Annotated in this window: 18 protein-coding genes; 10 read left to right on the top strand and 8 right to left on the bottom strand. The window is 68.4% G+C overall.

What is annotated here, in order from left to right; genetic code table 11:
- Positions 1-50: 50 nt before the first annotated feature.
- From ASE91_RS07100 to ASE91_RS07070, 8 genes are read left to right on the top strand one after another with little or no spacing between them, the layout of a single operon-like run.
- Entirely contained in the window at positions 51-950 is a 900-nt protein-coding gene (locus tag ASE91_RS07100) for a heme o synthase (protein WP_056624318.1), read from the top strand.
- Positions 947-1,081, top strand: coding sequence for a hypothetical protein (locus ASE91_RS20835; RefSeq protein ID WP_268795949.1), 135 nt, complete (start codon positions 947-949; stop codon positions 1,079-1,081). The genes ASE91_RS07100 and ASE91_RS20835 overlap by 4 nt, the downstream gene beginning before the upstream one ends.
- Positions 1,078-1,611 (top strand): cytochrome c oxidase assembly protein, encoded by a 534-nt coding sequence (locus tag ASE91_RS07095; protein WP_055996676.1) that lies wholly within the window; start codon positions 1,078-1,080, stop codon positions 1,609-1,611. The genes ASE91_RS20835 and ASE91_RS07095 overlap by 4 nt, the downstream gene beginning before the upstream one ends.
- A 52-nt stretch (positions 1,612-1,663) precedes the next feature.
- Complete coding sequence (locus ASE91_RS07090; RefSeq protein WP_055997369.1) at positions 1,664-2,578, top strand: cytochrome c oxidase subunit 3; 915 nt, start codon at positions 1,664-1,666, stop codon at positions 2,576-2,578.
- Complete coding sequence (locus tag ASE91_RS07085) at positions 2,578-2,961, top strand: DUF983 domain-containing protein (protein WP_056624314.1); 384 nt, start codon at positions 2,578-2,580, stop codon at positions 2,959-2,961. Before ASE91_RS07090 ends, ASE91_RS07085 begins: the two co-directional genes overlap by 1 nt.
- A complete protein-coding gene (locus ASE91_RS07080; RefSeq protein WP_056624311.1) occupies positions 2,958-3,566 on the top strand; it encodes an SURF1 family protein in 609 nt (202 codons plus the stop codon). The genes ASE91_RS07085 and ASE91_RS07080 overlap by 4 nt, the downstream gene beginning before the upstream one ends.
- Positions 3,567-3,577: 11 nt before the next feature.
- On the top strand, positions 3,578-4,972 hold the full coding sequence (gene thrC / locus ASE91_RS07075; protein ID WP_056624308.1) for a threonine synthase: 1,395 nt from the start codon (positions 3,578-3,580) through the stop codon (positions 4,970-4,972).
- Complete coding sequence (locus ASE91_RS07070; protein ID WP_056624305.1) at positions 4,972-5,841, top strand: class I SAM-dependent methyltransferase; 870 nt, start codon at positions 4,972-4,974, stop codon at positions 5,839-5,841. Before thrC ends, ASE91_RS07070 begins: the two co-directional genes overlap by 1 nt.
- A gap of 26 nt (positions 5,842-5,867) precedes the next feature.
- Here ASE91_RS07070 and ASE91_RS07065 read toward each other — a convergent pair whose 3' ends face one another.
- Genes ASE91_RS07065 through ASE91_RS07055 form a run of 3 tightly spaced genes read right to left on the bottom strand, consistent with a single transcriptional unit; the run spans position 5,868 to position 7,458 of the window.
- Positions 5,868-6,503: a heme exporter protein CcmB gene (locus tag ASE91_RS07065; protein ID WP_056624301.1), complete on the bottom strand. Its 636-nt coding sequence runs from the start codon at positions 6,501-6,503 to the stop codon at positions 5,868-5,870.
- Positions 6,500-7,066, bottom strand: coding sequence for a heme ABC exporter ATP-binding protein CcmA (gene ccmA / locus ASE91_RS07060; RefSeq protein ID WP_056624296.1), 567 nt, complete (start codon positions 7,064-7,066; stop codon positions 6,500-6,502). Before ccmA ends, ASE91_RS07065 begins: the two co-directional genes overlap by 4 nt.
- Positions 7,063-7,458, bottom strand: a complete 396-nt coding sequence (locus tag ASE91_RS07055) for a metallopeptidase family protein (RefSeq protein WP_056624294.1) — start codon at positions 7,456-7,458, stop codon at positions 7,063-7,065. Before ASE91_RS07055 ends, ccmA begins: the two co-directional genes overlap by 4 nt.
- 47 nt (positions 7,459-7,505) lie before the next feature.
- Here ASE91_RS07055 and ASE91_RS07050 point away from each other — a divergent pair, with 47 nt between their 5' ends.
- Positions 7,506-7,793, top strand: a complete 288-nt coding sequence (locus ASE91_RS07050) for a 4a-hydroxytetrahydrobiopterin dehydratase (RefSeq protein WP_055996701.1) — start codon at positions 7,506-7,508, stop codon at positions 7,791-7,793.
- Between the two features lie 48 nt (positions 7,794-7,841).
- Here ASE91_RS07050 and ASE91_RS07045 read toward each other — a convergent pair whose 3' ends face one another.
- A complete protein-coding gene (locus ASE91_RS07045; protein WP_056624631.1) occupies positions 7,842-8,600 on the bottom strand; it encodes an SDR family oxidoreductase in 759 nt (252 codons plus the stop codon).
- A 132-nt stretch (positions 8,601-8,732) separates the two neighbouring features.
- Entirely contained in the window at positions 8,733-11,888 is a 3,156-nt protein-coding gene (locus tag ASE91_RS07040) for a DEAD/DEAH box helicase (RefSeq protein WP_082453874.1), read from the bottom strand.
- Positions 11,889-12,035: 147 nt separating this feature from the next.
- Between ASE91_RS07040 and ASE91_RS07035 the strand changes: the two genes are divergently transcribed.
- Positions 12,036-12,983 (top strand): TraB/GumN family protein, encoded by a 948-nt coding sequence (locus tag ASE91_RS07035; protein ID WP_056501237.1) that lies wholly within the window; start codon positions 12,036-12,038, stop codon positions 12,981-12,983.
- Between the two features lie 131 nt (positions 12,984-13,114).
- Here ASE91_RS07035 and ASE91_RS07030 read toward each other — a convergent pair whose 3' ends face one another.
- The 3 genes from ASE91_RS07030 to ASE91_RS19260 all read right to left on the bottom strand — a co-directional run.
- Positions 13,115-13,498, bottom strand: coding sequence for a hypothetical protein (locus tag ASE91_RS07030; RefSeq protein WP_056501235.1), 384 nt, complete (start codon positions 13,496-13,498; stop codon positions 13,115-13,117).
- Positions 13,499-13,588: 90 nt separating this feature from the next.
- Complete coding sequence (locus ASE91_RS07025) at positions 13,589-14,641, bottom strand: aldose epimerase family protein (protein WP_056624291.1); 1,053 nt, start codon at positions 14,639-14,641, stop codon at positions 13,589-13,591.
- Between the two features lie 121 nt (positions 14,642-14,762).
- Positions 14,763-15,326 (bottom strand): DUF5110 domain-containing protein (locus tag ASE91_RS19260; RefSeq protein ID WP_156357716.1); only part of this gene is annotated, 564 nt, incomplete at its 5' end.

Below are 15,326 nucleotides of genomic sequence, written 5' to 3'. Positions count from 1 at the left end.
ATGGCCTCACACCGCTTTCCCCCGCCCCCACAACCGCCTATACGACGGCGATGACCGCGCAGACGATCACCCTGCCCGCCGAATGGCGCGATTTCCTTGCTCTTACCAAGCCACGCGTGATGTCGCTGGTCGTCTTTACCGGGCTGTGCGGGATGCTGGCCGCGCCGGTCGCGATCCATCCGGTGATCGGCTTCACCGCCGTGCTGTGCATCGCGCTCGGCGCGGGCGCGGCGGGGGCGCTGAACCAGTGGTACGAAGCCGATCTCGACGCCAAGATGAAGCGGACGCAGGGCCGGCCCCTTCCCGCCGGCCGGATGGACCGGCAATCGGCGCTGCATTTCGGCGTCGGCCTCGCGATCTTCTCGGTCGTGCTGATGGGGCTGGCGGTGAACCTCGCTTCCGCCACGATCCTGACCGTGTCGATCCTGTTCTACGTGCTGGTCTATACCGTGTGGCTGAAACGCCGGACGCCGCAGAACATCGTGATCGGCGGGGCAGCGGGCGCGTTTCCGCCGCTGATCGGCTGGGCGGCGGCGACCGGCGACGTCGCGCTGCTGCCGTTCCTGCTGTTCAGCCTCGTCTTCCTCTGGACGCCCCCGCATTTCTGGGCGCTCGCGCTGTTCGTGAAGACCGATTACGCCAATGCCGGCGTGCCGATGCTGCCGGTGGTGGCGGGCGAACGGACGACGCGGACCCAGATCGGGCTGTACACCATTCCGATGGCGGCGGTCGCGGTCGCGCCGTGGCCGCTGGGGCTGACCGGTCCGATCTACGGCATCGCCGCCTGCCTGCTGACCGCGACCTTCGGGTTGCTGGCGGTGCAGGTCGCGCTGCGTTCGACCGGGGTCGACGACAGGATGAAGCCCGAAAAGCGGCTGTTCGCCTTCTCGATCCTGTATCTTTTCGCGATGTTCGGCGCGTTGGTCGCCGACCGGTGGATGTTGACATGAGCGAATACGACGACCGCATCCGTGCCCGGCAGCGCGAACGGGCCAAGGTGATGGCGTGGCTGCTCGGCGCGTTCGTCGTGCTGCTGTTCGCGATCACCATCGTCAAGATTCAGGCGGGGCTGGGCGCGTGACCCGCAACCTGCGCGTGGCGTTGCTGGCGGTGGCGGGCGTGGTCGGCATGACCGGCGTCGGTTTCGCCAGCGTGCCGCTGTACCGCATGTTCTGTCAGGCGACCGGCTTCAACGGCACGACCCAGCGTGGGCAGGTGGCCCCCGGCGGCATCGGCGACAAGGTCGTGGTGCGGTTCGACACCAATACCAATCCGGCGCTGGGATGGGAGTTCAAGCCCGAACGCGCGTCGGAAACCGTCGATATCGGCGCACGCGACATGGCGTTCTTCACCGCGAAGAACGTGTCGGGTCGCCCGGTCACCGGCACCGCCACCTTCAACGTGACGCCGAGCCAGGCGGGTAAATATTTCACGAAGATCCAGTGCTTCTGCTTCACGCAGCAGACGCTGCAACCGGGCGAGAAGGTGCGCATGCCGGTGATCTTCTTCGTCGATCCCAAGATCCATGACGATCCCGACGCGAAGGACATTCGCGCAATCACCCTCTCCTACACATTTTACCCGGTGGATTCGGGCGCGACGACCAGCTAGGATCACGCGCAAACACGCTCCGCAAAAGGCGCGAACAGCTTAGGGACGGATGATGGCAGGCGCGAAGAACCACGATTTTCACATCCTGCCCCCCAGCATCTGGCCGCTTGCCAGTTCGATGGCCGCCTTCATGATGGCGGCGGGCGGCGTCATGTATCTCAACGAAGCGGCGCTCGGCGGATTCGTGTTCGGTGCCGGCCTGATCGCAACCCTGTCCTGCATGGGCTTCTGGTGGGCCGACGTGATCCGCGAAGCGAAGGCGGGCGATCATACCCCGGTGGTGCAGCTGCACTTGCGCTATGGCATGATCCTGTTCATCGCGTCCGAAGTGATGTTCTTCGTCGGCTGGTTCTGGTCGTGGTTCGACTTCTCGCTCTTCCCCGCCGCGGTCCAGTATAATCACGAAGACGGCGTCTCGCTGATCGAGGCGGGCAATACCGCCGTCGTCGCGCAATGGCCGCCGGCGGGCCTCGAAGTGCTCAACGCCTTCGAACTGCCGCTGCTCAACACCTTCATCCTGCTGCTGTCGGGCACCACCGTGACGTGGGCGCATCACGCGCTGATCCACAACCAGCGCGGTGGCGCGATGAAGGGGCTGTGGGGCGCGATCGGCGTGGGTGAGAATGACGGCGTGAAGAAGGGGCTGTGGCTGACCGTCCTGCTCGGCGCGCTGTTCTCGTGCATCCAGGCCTATGAATATGTCCATGCGCCGATGCCGTTCAAAGGGCTGAACTATGGCGCGGCCTTCTACATGGCGACCGGGTTCCACGGCTTCCACGTGCTGGTCGGCACCATCTTCCTCGCGGTCAACCTGATCCGTGCCTATAAGGGCGACTTCACCCCGAAGCAGCATTTCGGTTTCGAAGCGGCGGCATGGTATTGGCACTTCGTCGACGTGGTGTGGCTGTTCCTGTTCGTCGTCATCTATGTCTGGGGCGGCTGGGGCGCGCCGATCCACGGCGGCTGATGCCCGGCCAACCGGGCGCGGGTGCCCCTGCGCCCTTCGACTGCGGCGTGCGCGGCCTGTGTCCACGTTGCGCCGCGCCGACCCTGTTCCGCAGTCCCGTCGCCTTCGCCGGTCGCTGTGCGGTCTGCGGCCTCGATTTCGACGCGTTCAACGTCGGTGACAGTCCAGCGGCCTTTCTGACGCTCGGCATCGGCACGATCATCACTGTCCTCGCCATCTGGCTCGAACTCGCCGCGGGGCCGCCATGGTGGGTGCATGTGCTGCTGTGGGTGCCGCTGACCATCCTCGGCGTGGTCGGCAGCCTGCGCATCGCCAAGGGTATGTTGATCGCGCTCGAATACCGGCGCGGCGCTGGCGAAGGCCGGATCGACCCGCGCCCATGAAACGCCTGCCGATCCTTTCCACGCTGGTCGTGCTGCTGGCGGTCGCGGCGATGATCGCACTCGGGCTGTGGCAGTTGCAGCGCCGTGCCGAAAAGGCGGCACTGATCGCTCATGCCAGTGCCAATCTCGACCGGCCGGTGCAGCCCCTGCCGGCGCAGATCACCGACGACCTGTTGTTCGCGCGGGTGACCGCCACCTGTGCGCGGGTCGGCGACTGGACGATGGGTGCCGGCCGCGCGGTCGATGACAGCTCTGGCTATCGTCATATCGCAACGTGTACCGGTCCGACCGGTCAGGTGTTCCGCGTCGACCTGGGCGTCGCTGCCGATCCGAAGCTGCATCCGGCGTGGTCCGGTGGCGCGGTGACCGGCACGCTCAGCCACGCACCGGGCGGGCCGACGCTGCTCGACCGGATGACCGGCCGCGCCGCGCCCCCCGCGCCGATGATCGTATCGGACACGCCCGCCCCCGAGCTGAAGGCCAGCCGCCGTCCCGATCCCGCCAGCCTGCCCGACAACCACCTCGCCTATGCGATCCAGTGGTTCGCCTTCGCCTTGGCCGCGGTCATCATATACTTGCTGGCACTTCGCCGTCGCAGCCGCTAACCGCACAGCCCATGCGGTATGTCAGCACCAGGGGCCATGCGCCCGACCTCGACTTCGCCGGCGCGACGCTGGCCGGTTTGGCCAGCGACGGCGGCCTGTATCTGCCCGATGCCTGGCCGACGCTGACCCATGAAGCGATCGCCGCGCTGGCGGGCCTGAGCTATGCCGAGACCGCGGCAAAGGTGATGGCACCGTTCGTCGGCGATGCGATGTCCGGATCCGAACTGCTTGCGCTGTGCGAAACCGCCTATGGCCGGTTCAGCCACAAGGCGGTGACCCCACTGGTACAGATCGACCATGACCAGTGGTTGCTCGAACTGTTCCACGGGCCGACGCTGGCGTTCAAGGACGTGGCGCTGCAATTGCTGGGGCTGTTCTTCGAACGGTTCCTGTCCGGCACGACCGATCCCCTGACGATCATCGGCGCGACCAGCGGCGATACCGGATCGGCGGCGATCGATGCGGTCGCCGGGCGCGCGCATATCGACATCTTCATGCTGCACCCCGCCGGCCGCGTGTCCGACGTGCAGCGGCGGCAGATGACGACCGTGCTGTCGCCCAACGTCCACAATATCGCGATCGATGGCGATTTCGACACCGCGCAGGCGCTGGTCAAGGCGATGTTCAACGACCCCGGCTTCTCGGGTCGCTTCCGCTTGTCGGCGGTGAACTCGATCAACTGGGCGCGGTTGATGGCGCAGGTCGTCTATTATTTCTACGCCGCCGTGCGGCTGGGCGGCCCGGACAAGGCGATCGCCTTCTCGGTCCCGACCGGCAATTTCGGCGATGTGTTCGCCGGATTCGTTGCGGCGCAGATGGGGCTGCCGATCGCCAAGCTGATCGTCGCCACCAACGTCAACGACATCCTCCACCGTGCCCTCACCAACGGCGACTATTCCAGCGCAGAGGTCACGCCGACCGCGACGCCGTCGATGGATATCCAGGTCAGCTCGAATTTCGAACGGTTGCTCTACGATCTGGGCGGGCGCGACGGCGTAGCGCTGGGCGACCAGATGCGTGGGTTCGAATCGAGCCGTGCGATGCGGCTGACCAATGCGCAGCAACAGGGTGCGGCATCGCTGTTCCAGAGCGCGCGCGTCGATGGCGAGGGCATGGCGCGGGCGATGCGCTGGGCACGCGATCATGCCGCGCAGATCATCGACCCACACACCGCCATCGCGCTTGCAGCCGCGCTCGACAGCGGCATCGACGCACCGATGGTGACGCTGGCAACCGCGCACCCGGCCAAATTCCCCGACGCGGTCGAACGCGCGATCGGCACCCGCGCGCCGTTGCCGTCGCGCGTCGGCGACCTGTTCGATCGCGAGGAACGCTATGTCACCCTGCCCGCGACGTTCGAGGCGGTAACCAGCTGGATCGCCGAACGGGCGACGCCCCGCGCATAATGGACCCGATCGCACTTATCGGCGAACCATGGGGTGATTACGGGCTGATCGACTGCGGCCATGGTCGCAAGCTCGAACGCTATGGCCCGTTCCACTTCATCCGGCCCGAACCGCAGGCGATGTGGGCACCGGCGCTGGCCGATTGGGACGCGCATGGCGAATTCGTGCCCGGTTCGGACGAGGATGGCGGCGGCCGCTGGCAGTTCTTCAAACAACCGCCGCGCGACTGGCCGCTGACATGGCGCGAGGTGCGGTTTTCGGCGAGCAACACGCCGTTCCGCCATCTCGGCTTCTTCCCCGACATGGCCCCGGTCTGGGACTGGATGCGCGGGCAGCTGGACGGGGCGAACGATCCCGAATGTCTCAACCTGTTCGGCTATACCGGCGTCGGATCGCTGGCGCTGGCGGCGGCCGGCGCGCGCGTCGTCCATGTCGATGCGTCGAAGAAATCGGTCGAACAGGCGCGCGCCAATGCCGCGCTGTCGGAGATGACCGACAAGCCGGTCCGCTGGCTGGTCGAGGATGCCGCGAAGTTCGTCGCGCGCGAGGTGCGGCGCGGACGGCGCTATGACGGCATCATCCTCGATCCGCCCAAATGGGGCCGCGGGCCGAATGGCGAGGTGTGGAAGCTCGAGGAGCATCTGCCCGCGATGATCGCCGACTGTCGCCAATTGCTCGACAGCGAGTCGCGGTTCCTGTTCCTCACCGTCTATGCCGTGCGGATGTCGGCGCTGGCGATCGGCGAACTGCTGCGCCAGTCGCTCGGCGATCTGGGCGGGCGGGTCGAATGCGGCGAGCTGGGCGTGCGTGAGGAAACGCGCGGGCTGACCCTGCCGACTGCCATTTTCGCACGGTGGCGCAGAGACTAACTCCTCCCCGGCACGGGGGGGGATTTTTACGTCCGCCCGATCCGCAGCGCCGCGCCCGCCACCACCGGCCCGCCCGCGCAGAGCAACAGGCTGGTCGCTGCCAGCAGCTTCATCGCCCCCGCGCCACCCTCCAGCCCGCCCGCACCGAAAATCACGATCGGCAACGCCAGCGGCAGCATCACCAGCCCCGCCACCGCGCCGCCGCCGCGCAGCCCGGCGACCAGCGCCGCCGTCGCCACGCTCAGCGCCGCCAGCCCCGGCGTGCCGATCAGCAACCCCGCCTCCAGCATCACCAGCGTGCGGCCATCGATCCCCAGCAGCGCCGCCGACAAAGCCGCCGCCAGCATCACGGCGGGCGCGAAGCCCAGCCAGTGGCCTATGGTCTTGGCCAGCGCGATGCCGCTGTCGCTCCAACCGCGCACGACCAGTTGATCGACGACCCCGCTGTCGACATCGGGCGCGACCAGCCGCTCGATCGGCAGCAACGCCGCCAGCAGCGCCGCCGCCCACGCCACCCCGCCGCCGATCCGCGCCAGCAGCGCCGCGTCCGGCCCGATCGCGAACGGAAACAGCGTCGTGACCAGCAGGAAGAAGGCGACCGGCAACAGCAGCCCGCCCCCGCTCCACGCGATCCGCAATTCGCGGACGACCAGCGCGATCACAGCGTCACCATGACGGCACCGGGCAACGCCACCGGCACATGGCTGGCGACCAGCACCGCCCCGCCGTCCGCTCTTCGCGCCGCGATCGCCGCCTCCAGCCGTTCGAGCGATGCCGCGTCCAATCCGTTGGCCGGTTCGTCGAGCAACCAGATCGGTGCCCCGCTGGCGATCACCCGCGCGATCGCCGCGCGCCGCCGTTGCCCGGTCGACAGCATCCGCACCGGCACCTCGGCCAGCGTCCCGATCCCCATTGACGCCAGCGCCGCTGCAACCCCGTCCCGCGCCCCATCCAGCCCGGCCCAGAAGCCGAGTGCCCTGGCCAGCGGCACTTGCGGGTCGAGCGCCGCCGCCTCCCCCAGCAACGCCACTGCTCCGCCGCGCGTGACGTCACCCTCGGTCGGCGGCAACAGCCCGGCGGCGATCCGCACCAGCGTCGACTTGCCGACCCCGTTCGGCCCTTGCACCAGCAGCGCGCCGCCTGCGCCCAGATCGAACGACAGGTCGGCGAACAGCACCCACTGTCCCCGCGCCCCGCTGACCCGGTCGAACGCCAGCAGGCTCAATCCGCATCTTCCAGCGCATGCATGTCGTCGTCGGACAGGCCGAAATGATGGCCGACCTCGTGCACCACGACATGCCGGATCAGGTCGCGCAGATCGACGCCGGTCTCGCACCATTCGGCGAGTAGCGGCTGGCGATACAGATGGATGCGATCGGGCAGGCGCATCCCGTCGAACATCGATTTTTCGCCGACCGGGCTACCATGATACAAGCCGGTCAGCTCGTACGGCTCCATCTCCATCGCCGCCAGCGTCTCCTCGTCGGCAAATTCCTCGACCAGCAGGACGATGTCGGACAGATGGCCGGCGAACGGTTCGGGGATGCGCGCCAGCGCGGCGCGCGCCAACGCTTCCATCTCGGCGGCACTCGGGGCGGTTCGCGCTTGATCGGACATGGTCCACGCAATAGGCCTTGCCGCCACCACGAGACAAGGGAGCGACGATGGAACCGCTGAGCCAAGCCGAACGCGCCGATGCGCTCGACGGCCTGCCCGACTGGGACCATGATGGCGGGCGGGACGCGATCGTGCGCAGCTTCACCTTCGACAATTTCAGCCAAGCGTTCGCGTTCATGACGCAGGTCGCGCTGCTGGCGGAAAAGGCCGACCATCACCCCGAATGGTCGAACGTCTACAACCGCGTCGACATTCTGCTCACCACCCACGACGCGGGCGGGCTGTCGGACCGCGATATCGACATGGCGCAGGCGATCGACGCGCTGGTGGAATAGGCAGATCGTCATTCCCGTGCAGGCGGGGATGACGGAAATCGTGCGATACTATCGCCGCCGCATCTGCTGCCGTAATTTCCCCGGCATCCAGCGCGCGGCGAAGCGCATCCGCCTCGCGGTCGGCCCGACGGGCGTGTGGATCGCCTCGCCATGGACCGCGTCCCACGCCGCCTGCGCCACCACCTCTAGGGGCGTAAACTCCAGCCCCGCCGCGCGGACCTGCTGGCGGACGTTGTAATTGCTCCCCGCCAGAGGCGCGTCGAGCAGCGGCGTGTCGATAAACCCCGGCATCAGCGAGCGTACGCGGATGCCGTCCGCCGCCCATTCGCCGTCGAGGGCCTCGGTCAGCCCACGCACCCCGAACTTCGTTGCCGAATAGACCGCCGCCCCCGCCGTCCCGTAAATCCCCGCCGCCGATGCGGTGTTCAGCAGGCAGCCACCGCTCGCCTTCAGAAACGAATGCGCGGCATGGGCGCCGTGGATGACCCCGGTCAGGTTGACAGCGATCGTCCGTTCGATCGCGGCGGGCGTCATCTCCGCAAAGACGCCGCCAGACGCGATGCCGGCGTTATTGAACAGCACGTCAATGCCGTCTCCGGCAAAGCGGGCGAGCGGCGCATCCCACGCGGCACGGTCGGTCACATCGAACACGAACGTCGCCGCGCCGCCGGGCAACAACGCCGCCGTCTCCGCCAGTCCCGCGGCATTGACGTCCGCCAGCCCGATCCGCCAGCCCCGGCCGGCAAACAACTGCGCCACCGCCCGCCCGATACCCGACCCGCCGCCGGTGATGAATATCGCGTTCATCCCCGCAGCATCGGACAGGAACGGCAACGATGCCAACGGTTTTCAGCGTCGGTCTGGAAACGCGCGAAAAGGGCGAGTTTCAAGGCGGTACCGGCCCGCAAAACGCGCAATCGCGCGTTTTCGAACCGATTCTCAGGCCGCCACCGTCTCCAGCACGTCGCGCACCCTGGTCAGCCGTTCGCCGGCATCGTCGATCCGCGCCGCGACGATCCACCGCCCGTTCTTTTCGGTCAGCCCGTCCACATCGGGCACGTCGCTGCCCCCCTGCGGCGTCAGGGCGATCGCCGCCGGGCCGGCATCGACCTTCGCCACCGCCGCCGCCTGCGCCAGCAACCGGATGCGCGCCAGATCGATAAGCAACCGCGCTTCCTCGGGCAGGGTGCCGAACCGGTCCTCCAGCTCCTCCTCGAACGCATCGAGCGTGCCGGCATCCTCGATCCGCGCAAGACGACCATAGAGCATCAGCCGCATCTCGGTTTCGGGGATCCATCCCTCGGGCAGGCGCCCGGCAATGCCGAGATGCAGTTCGGGCACGACCCGGTCGACCACCTCGCCCCGTGCCGCGCGCAGCGCACGACCGAGCAGATACTGGTACAGATCGATGCCGATCAGCTTCATATGCCCGGCCTGCGCCTCGCCGACCAGATCGCCCGCCCCGCGGAGGTCGAGGTCGCGCGCGCTGATCGCGAAGCCCGCGCCCAGCCGGTCGAACGCCTGCAACGTCCGCAGCCGCTTCAGCGTCGCCTCGGCGATGGAATGCTCGGGATCGGTCAGCAGCAGGATCTGCCCGCGCCGCCCGCCGCGTCCGACGCGCCCGCGCAACTGGTGCAGCTGCGACAGGCCGAACCGGTCGGCATGGTGGACGATCATCGTATTGGCGCGCGGTACGTCCAGCCCAGCCTCGATGATGTTGGTCGCCAGCAGCACGTCACCCTCGCCATTGGCGAAGCCGACCATCGCCGCGTCGATCTCCGCCGCCGGCATCTTGCCATGCGCGACGGTCAGGGTCAGTTCGGGCGCGATCTTGCGCAGCCGTTCCTCCAGCGGCGCGATATCCTCGATCCGCGGCACCACGACGAAGCTCTGCCCGCCGCGCGTCCGTTCGCGCAGCAACGCGGTGCGGACCGTCACCTCGTCGAACGCGGTCACCGCGGTACGGATCGGCTGGCGCAGCGCCGGCGGGGTGGCGAGGACCGACAATTGCTGCAACCCGATCAACGCGCTTTGCAGCGTGCGCGGGATCGGTGTCGCCGACAGCGTCATGACATGGTCGGCAATGTCGCGCAGGCGCGCCTTGTCCTTGGTGCCGAACCGCTGTTCCTCGTCGATCACCACCAGTGCCAGATCGCGATAGTCGACATCCTTGCCCGCCACCGCCTGAGTCCCGATCACGACGCCGATCGATCCGTCGGCAAGCCCCGCCTTGACCCGCTTCTTCTCGGTTGCATCGGACAGGCGCGACAGGCCGGCGACCTCGATCCCGGTTCCCTCGAACCGGCGGCGAAAGGTTTCGACATGCTGGCGGACCAGCACCGTGGTCGGCGCGGCGATGGCGACCTGCCGCCCCGCCAGCGCGACGATCGCGGCGGCGCGCAGCGCGACCTCGGTCTTGCCATAGCCGACATCGCCGATGACCAGCCGGTCCATCGGTCGCCCCGCAGCCAGATCGGCACGGGCGGCGGCGATGGCGCGCGCCTGATCGGGGGTTTCGGTGAACGGAAAGCCGGCGGCGAAGCGTTCATAGGTGGCGATATCGGCCTCCACGGCCGCGACCTCGATCGCATCGCGCGCCGCCGCGATCGCCGCCAGTTCGCGCGCGCTCTCGGCAATCGCCGCGTCGATCGCGCCGCGCCGTTTCTGCCAGCTCGATCCGTCGAGCGCATCGAGCGTGACCGCATCACCGTCCGCGCCATAGCGCCAGATGCGGTCGGCCTCTGCCACCGGCACCAGCCGCCGCGCGCCCTTGGCATATTCCAGCACGACGGCGTCGCCCGCTTCCTCGCCGGGCAGTTGCTCCAGCCCGACGATGCGGCCGATGCCGAAATCCTCATGGACGATCACGTCGCCGACCCGTAACTCGCCCGCTTCGGCGAACAACGGATTGGCGCTTGCCGCCGCCAGCTCGTCACCCCGCGCCCGCCCGCCGAGCAGGTCGCCGCCGGTCACCACCGTCACGCCATCGGCCACGAAACCGCGATCGATCGGTGCGACCAGCAGCATCGCGCTGCCCGGCTCGGCACGAACCGCTTCGTCCCACGACCCGATCGTCACCGGTTCGGTCCGGCCCAGCGTCGCCAGCCGCTTGCGCAGGAAACGCAGGTCGCGCGGACTGCCGGCCAGCACCAGCCGTCCACCGTCGAGCACCTCGCGGGCGAACTTGCCGAACGCACGCGTCGGTGCCCGGCTGGTGACGAAGCGCGGCGGCGGCGCGGCATCCGCCGGCACCTCGATCCGGTCGCGGCCCTTGAGCAACTGCTCCCATGCCGCCCGGTCGACCAGCGCCGCCGCACCGCGCCGCCGCCGGCGCGTCGCATCCTCGGCGAGATCGAGGAAACGCGCCCTGCGGCGCTCGACATCCGGGTCCATCGCCACCGCCGCTTCGGGCAGATGATCCAGCAGCGACACGCCCTCGGCCGTCACCGGCTCGGCGGCGCGGCCGATCGTCACCTCGCCCAGATCGGCATCGCCGCGCTGCGTGACCGGATCATAGCTCCGGATCGTGCGGATCGCGCCGTCCTCGACGGTCACCCGGATCGGGCAGATCGCATCGGCGGGAAAGATGTCGACCACCCCGCCGCGCACCGCGACCTCGCCCGGTTCGTCGACCCGGTCGTCGACGACATAGCCCAGCTCGACCGCGCGTTCGGCAAAGTCCGTCATGTCGATCGCATCACCAATCCGCAGCACCGGCGGCGCGGCGTCGAAATCGTCCGGGGCGGCAACCCGCACCGCCGTCGCTTCCGGCGTGGTGATGCACGCGACGCGGCGACTGGTGACCGATGCGCGCCGCAACCGGCGCAGCGCCGCGACCCGCGCACCGGCATTGCCGGGCGATGCCGGAGCATCGTCACCGGGCAGCGCGTCGCTGGACTGCAGGTGGACCACCTCCACATCGGGTGCGAACGCGGTCAGCGCCGCCGCGATCGCGCCGGCGCGCAGTTCGTCGGAGGCGATGAACAGCACCGAACGCGTCGCCATTTCTTCCGCCAGCAATGCCGCGACGGGTCCGATCGCGGCCTCCGCCCCCTTCGCATCGGGTCGATCGGGGGCGGCGGTGGTGTTCGGCATAGCGGAGGTCCCGGCAAGGCCCTGAAGACGGGCGGAGATGCAAACCCAACGAAGCGTCTGCCGCGTCCGTTCCTGCGGCCTGTCGCATGGGGCCGGCCGCTGCTATGCAAGCGGGACTGCCGGTTCGCCGGTGCTTTGGAGACGCCGATGCCCTCGATCCTGCTGCGCTTCGGCGCCGCGTTCAGCCTGATGACCGCCCTGCCCGCCATGGCGCAGACCGCACCGGCCCCGGCCGCCGAAGCCCCGGCCGATACCACCTCCGCCGACCCCGCCGCCGCTGCCCCGCGCGAAGCCGATCCGGCGCTGTGGGTGGTCAGGGACAAGGACACGACCATCTATCTGTTCGGGACGATCCACGTCCTGAAACCCGGCCTGTCGTGGTTCGACGAAGCGGTGAAGACCGCCTTCGACAAATCGAACGAGGTCGTGCTCGAAATTCCGATGCCGACGCCCGAACAGGCGCAGGCGGCGGTGATGAAGTCCGCCGTCAACGTGACCGGTCCGAAGCTCAGCGAAAAGCTGCCCGCCGCCGAACGCGACGCCTATGCCAGGGCGGTGGCCGATGCCGGCCTGCCGGCGGGGGCGCTCGAACAGCTCGATCCGTGGTTCGCTGCCTCGACGCTCACGCTCGTGACCTTGCAGAAGCAGGGCTACGATCCCCAAAGCGGTGCCGAACAGACCATCTCGCAGGCGGCGAAGGTCGCGGGCAAGCCGGTCACCGGCCTCGAAACGCTCGAACAGCAGTTCGGCTTCTTCGACGCCCTGTCCGATGCCGCGCAGGTCACTTTCTTGAGCGAAACGATCAAGGAATTGCCGACCGCCGGCGAACAGATCGACAAGATGGTCGACCAATGGGCCAAGGGCGATCCAGCCGCGCTCGCCGCGACGATGAACGAGGACATGACCGTCTCCCCCGAACTGCGCCGCGTCCTGCTGACCGACCGCAACGCCCGCTGGGCGAAGTGGATCGAGGAACGGATGAAGCGCCCCGGCACCGTCTTCGTCGCGGTCGGCGCGGGCCATCTGGCCGGCACCGGCAGCGTGCAGGACGCGCTCAAGCGTTACAAGCTGCGGGCGACGCGGGTGAAGTACTGAAGGCTGCCCCCTCCCTGCCAAGGGAGGGGAGTAAAAGCTCCCCAAAAGAAAACGGCCGGCGGATCGCTCCGCCGGCCGTCAGGCACGGTTTCCGAGTTGCGGCCCGGAAGGTGGCCGCATCGGCAATCACATCATGCGTTGCAGGCCTGCGCCGCCTTGCCCGGCTGGGTCAGGGTGATGCTCTTCGGGCTACCGGTCAGGCTGTAGCCGCCCTCGGCGGTCAGCGGCTTGCCCTTTTCCTCGGCCTTCAGGCGGACAGGCATGTCGCCCTGCTTGCTGCGGAAATTCGCCTGCGTGTCGCCATCGAAGAAGTCGACATAGACGAGCGTGTTGTCCTTGCAGCGGAACGTCACGCTCGCCTTGACGGGCGGCGGCAGTTCCACGGGTGCGCGGTTGGCGACTTCGGCGGCCAGCGGATCGGCGGCGCGGGTGTCGAGCTGTTCCGGCTGCGACTGACCGCAGGCCGAAAGGGCGAAGGCCGCGGCAGTGGCGGCAAGGAGAAGGGGGTGCTTCATAGGATTAAAGCCGTTCGCAAACGCAAACGTTTTCGTCAAGCAGGGTTGTGCACCGCGCAATGGCCGCCCGTCGCGGCGTGGCACGCCCGGTCAGGCGGCGGAAAAGGCGAACCGCATGCCGCTGTTCCACCGCGCGCCCGGGTCCAGTCGCGCCGACGGAAATTCCGGCCGGTTCGGCGTATCGGGCCATGCCTGCGGCTCCAGACACACGGCATCGCCCTGCCGGTACAGTCGCCCGTCCTTGCCCGGCTCCGCCCCGCCGAGGAAATTGCCCGAATAGAGTTGCAGCCCCGGCGCGGTGATCGACAGCGTCATGACCCGGCCCGATTCCGGATCGGCCAGCACGGCGGCGGCACGTAACGTACCCGCGTCCCCGCGCACGATGAAATTATGGTCGTAGCCGCGCCCGATCGCGATCTGCTCGTCCTGCCCGTCACGCACCCGGTCGCCGATCGCATGGGGGGTGCGGAAGTCGAACGGGGTGCCCGCGACGCCGCGCTGCTCGCCGGTCGGGATCGACGTCGCATCGACCGGCAGATACGCGTCCGCCTCTATCGTCAGCAAATGGCGCAGCGCCTCGCCCCGCCCGCCCAGGTCGAAGAACGCGTGGTTGGTCAGGTTGACGACCGTCGGCGCATCGCTCGTCGCATCATAGTCGATCGTCAGCGCCTGCGACGTCAGGCGATAGGTCGCGCCCGCCCGCAACGTGCCCGGATAGCCGGCATCGCCATCGGGGCTGGTCAGCGTCAGCCGCACCCACGCCGCATCGTCGTCGTTGCCGATCTCGGCCACGTCCCACAGCCGCTGGTCGAACCCGTCCGACCCGCCGTGCAGATGGTTGGGCGCGTTGTTGGTTTCGAGGGTGTAGGTCCGCCCGTCGAGGCTGAACCGCCCGCCCGCGATCCGGTTGGCATAGCGGCCGACCGTCACCCCGAACCATGACGGCCGGTCGCGATAGGATTGCACGTCGTCGAACCCCAGCACGACATCGGCCACCGCCCCGTCGCGATCGGGCACGCACAGCGATTGCAGCGTCGCTCCAAACGGCAGGATACGCGCCGACAGCGACCCCGCGCGAAGCTCGATCGCCTCGGCGGGCGCGCCGTCCAGCGTGCCGAAGGGAATGCGTTTCGCGTCCATCATACCCCGTCTCCCAAACCGCCCGTCATCCCCGCGCAGGCGGGGATCCATTGCCGCCGACGATGCGACCCTTGCGCAGCGACAGCGTATATGAATTCCCGCCTTCGCGGGAAGGACGGGGGGTTTATCGCGTCTGCGGCCGCCCCGACAACGGCACGCTCACCGCCCGCCCGTCATAGACGAACGCCGTCGCCGCATTGTCGGCGAAGTCCGGCGCGACCGCCTTGCCCGGCGTGTGGAAGCGCACCGACATCGACCGCTTCGCCGCCATCCCCGCAAAGCTGCCCTTGCGCGCGCCGATCGTCAGCGTCTTTGTCGCCTCGTTCCACGTCAGCGGAATCTGCGATGACTGCCCCTTGCGATAGCCCTCGCTCAGGCCGTCATCCTCGAACAGCGAGTATGCCCCGTCCTTGCCGGTGAACACATGCAACACATAGGGCGCATCGAGCTTCTCGGCAGTCGACTGCACCGCCGCGCCCGTCGGCACGATCGATCCGGCACGGACATAGAGCGGCAGGACCGCGATCGGGGCAGCGGCGGTGATCGTCTGCCCGCCCTTCACATAGGCACCGGTCGTGAAGTCGTACCAGTCGGCCCCGGCCGGCAGATACACCGACCGGCTGGTCGCGCGGAACTGCGTGACCGGCGCGACGAGAAACGCCGATCCGAACATATATTCGTCGTCGAC

Origin of the sequence: Sphingomonas sp. Leaf62 (assembly GCF_001421915.1) — a bacterium.
GTDB lineage: Bacteria > Pseudomonadota > Alphaproteobacteria > Sphingomonadales > Sphingomonadaceae > Sphingomonas.
The sequence above is the reverse complement of the archived record's forward strand: the minus strand, read 5'-3'. Positions and strand labels throughout refer to the sequence as shown.

What these genes read in the sequence shown, in the direction of transcription:
- ASE91_RS07045 (WP_056624631.1), bottom strand. Translation starts at nt 8,600, where the DNA reads ATGAACGCGATATTCATCACCGGCGGCGGGTCGGGTATCGGGCGGGCG.
- ASE91_RS07080 (WP_056624311.1), top strand. Translation starts at nt 2,958, where the DNA reads ATGAAACGCCTGCCGATCCTTTCCACGCTGGTCGTGCTGCTGGCGGTC.
- ASE91_RS20835 (WP_268795949.1), top strand. Translation starts at nt 947, where the DNA reads ATGAGCGAATACGACGACCGCATCCGTGCCCGGCAGCGCGAACGGGCC.
- ASE91_RS07040 (WP_082453874.1), bottom strand. Translation starts at nt 11,888, where the DNA reads ATGCCGAACACCACCGCCGCCCCCGATCGACCCGATGCGAAGGGGGCG.
- ASE91_RS07050 (WP_055996701.1), top strand. Translation starts at nt 7,506, where the DNA reads ATGGAACCGCTGAGCCAAGCCGAACGCGCCGATGCGCTCGACGGCCTG.
- ASE91_RS07085 (WP_056624314.1), top strand. Translation starts at nt 2,578, where the DNA reads ATGCCCGGCCAACCGGGCGCGGGTGCCCCTGCGCCCTTCGACTGCGGC.
- ASE91_RS07070 (WP_056624305.1), top strand. Translation starts at nt 4,972, where the DNA reads ATGGACCCGATCGCACTTATCGGCGAACCATGGGGTGATTACGGGCTG.
- ASE91_RS07030 (WP_056501235.1), bottom strand. Translation starts at nt 13,498, where the DNA reads ATGAAGCACCCCCTTCTCCTTGCCGCCACTGCCGCGGCCTTCGCCCTT.
- ASE91_RS07055 (WP_056624294.1), bottom strand. Translation starts at nt 7,458, where the DNA reads ATGTCCGATCAAGCGCGAACCGCCCCGAGTGCCGCCGAGATGGAAGCG.
- thrC (WP_056624308.1), top strand. Translation starts at nt 3,578, where the DNA reads ATGCGGTATGTCAGCACCAGGGGCCATGCGCCCGACCTCGACTTCGCC.
- ASE91_RS07035 (WP_056501237.1), top strand. Translation starts at nt 12,036, where the DNA reads ATGCCCTCGATCCTGCTGCGCTTCGGCGCCGCGTTCAGCCTGATGACC.
- ASE91_RS07100 (WP_056624318.1), top strand. Translation starts at nt 51, where the DNA reads ATGACCGCGCAGACGATCACCCTGCCCGCCGAATGGCGCGATTTCCTT.
- ASE91_RS07090 (WP_055997369.1), top strand. Translation starts at nt 1,664, where the DNA reads ATGGCAGGCGCGAAGAACCACGATTTTCACATCCTGCCCCCCAGCATC.
- ASE91_RS07025 (WP_056624291.1), bottom strand. Translation starts at nt 14,641, where the DNA reads ATGATGGACGCGAAACGCATTCCCTTCGGCACGCTGGACGGCGCGCCC.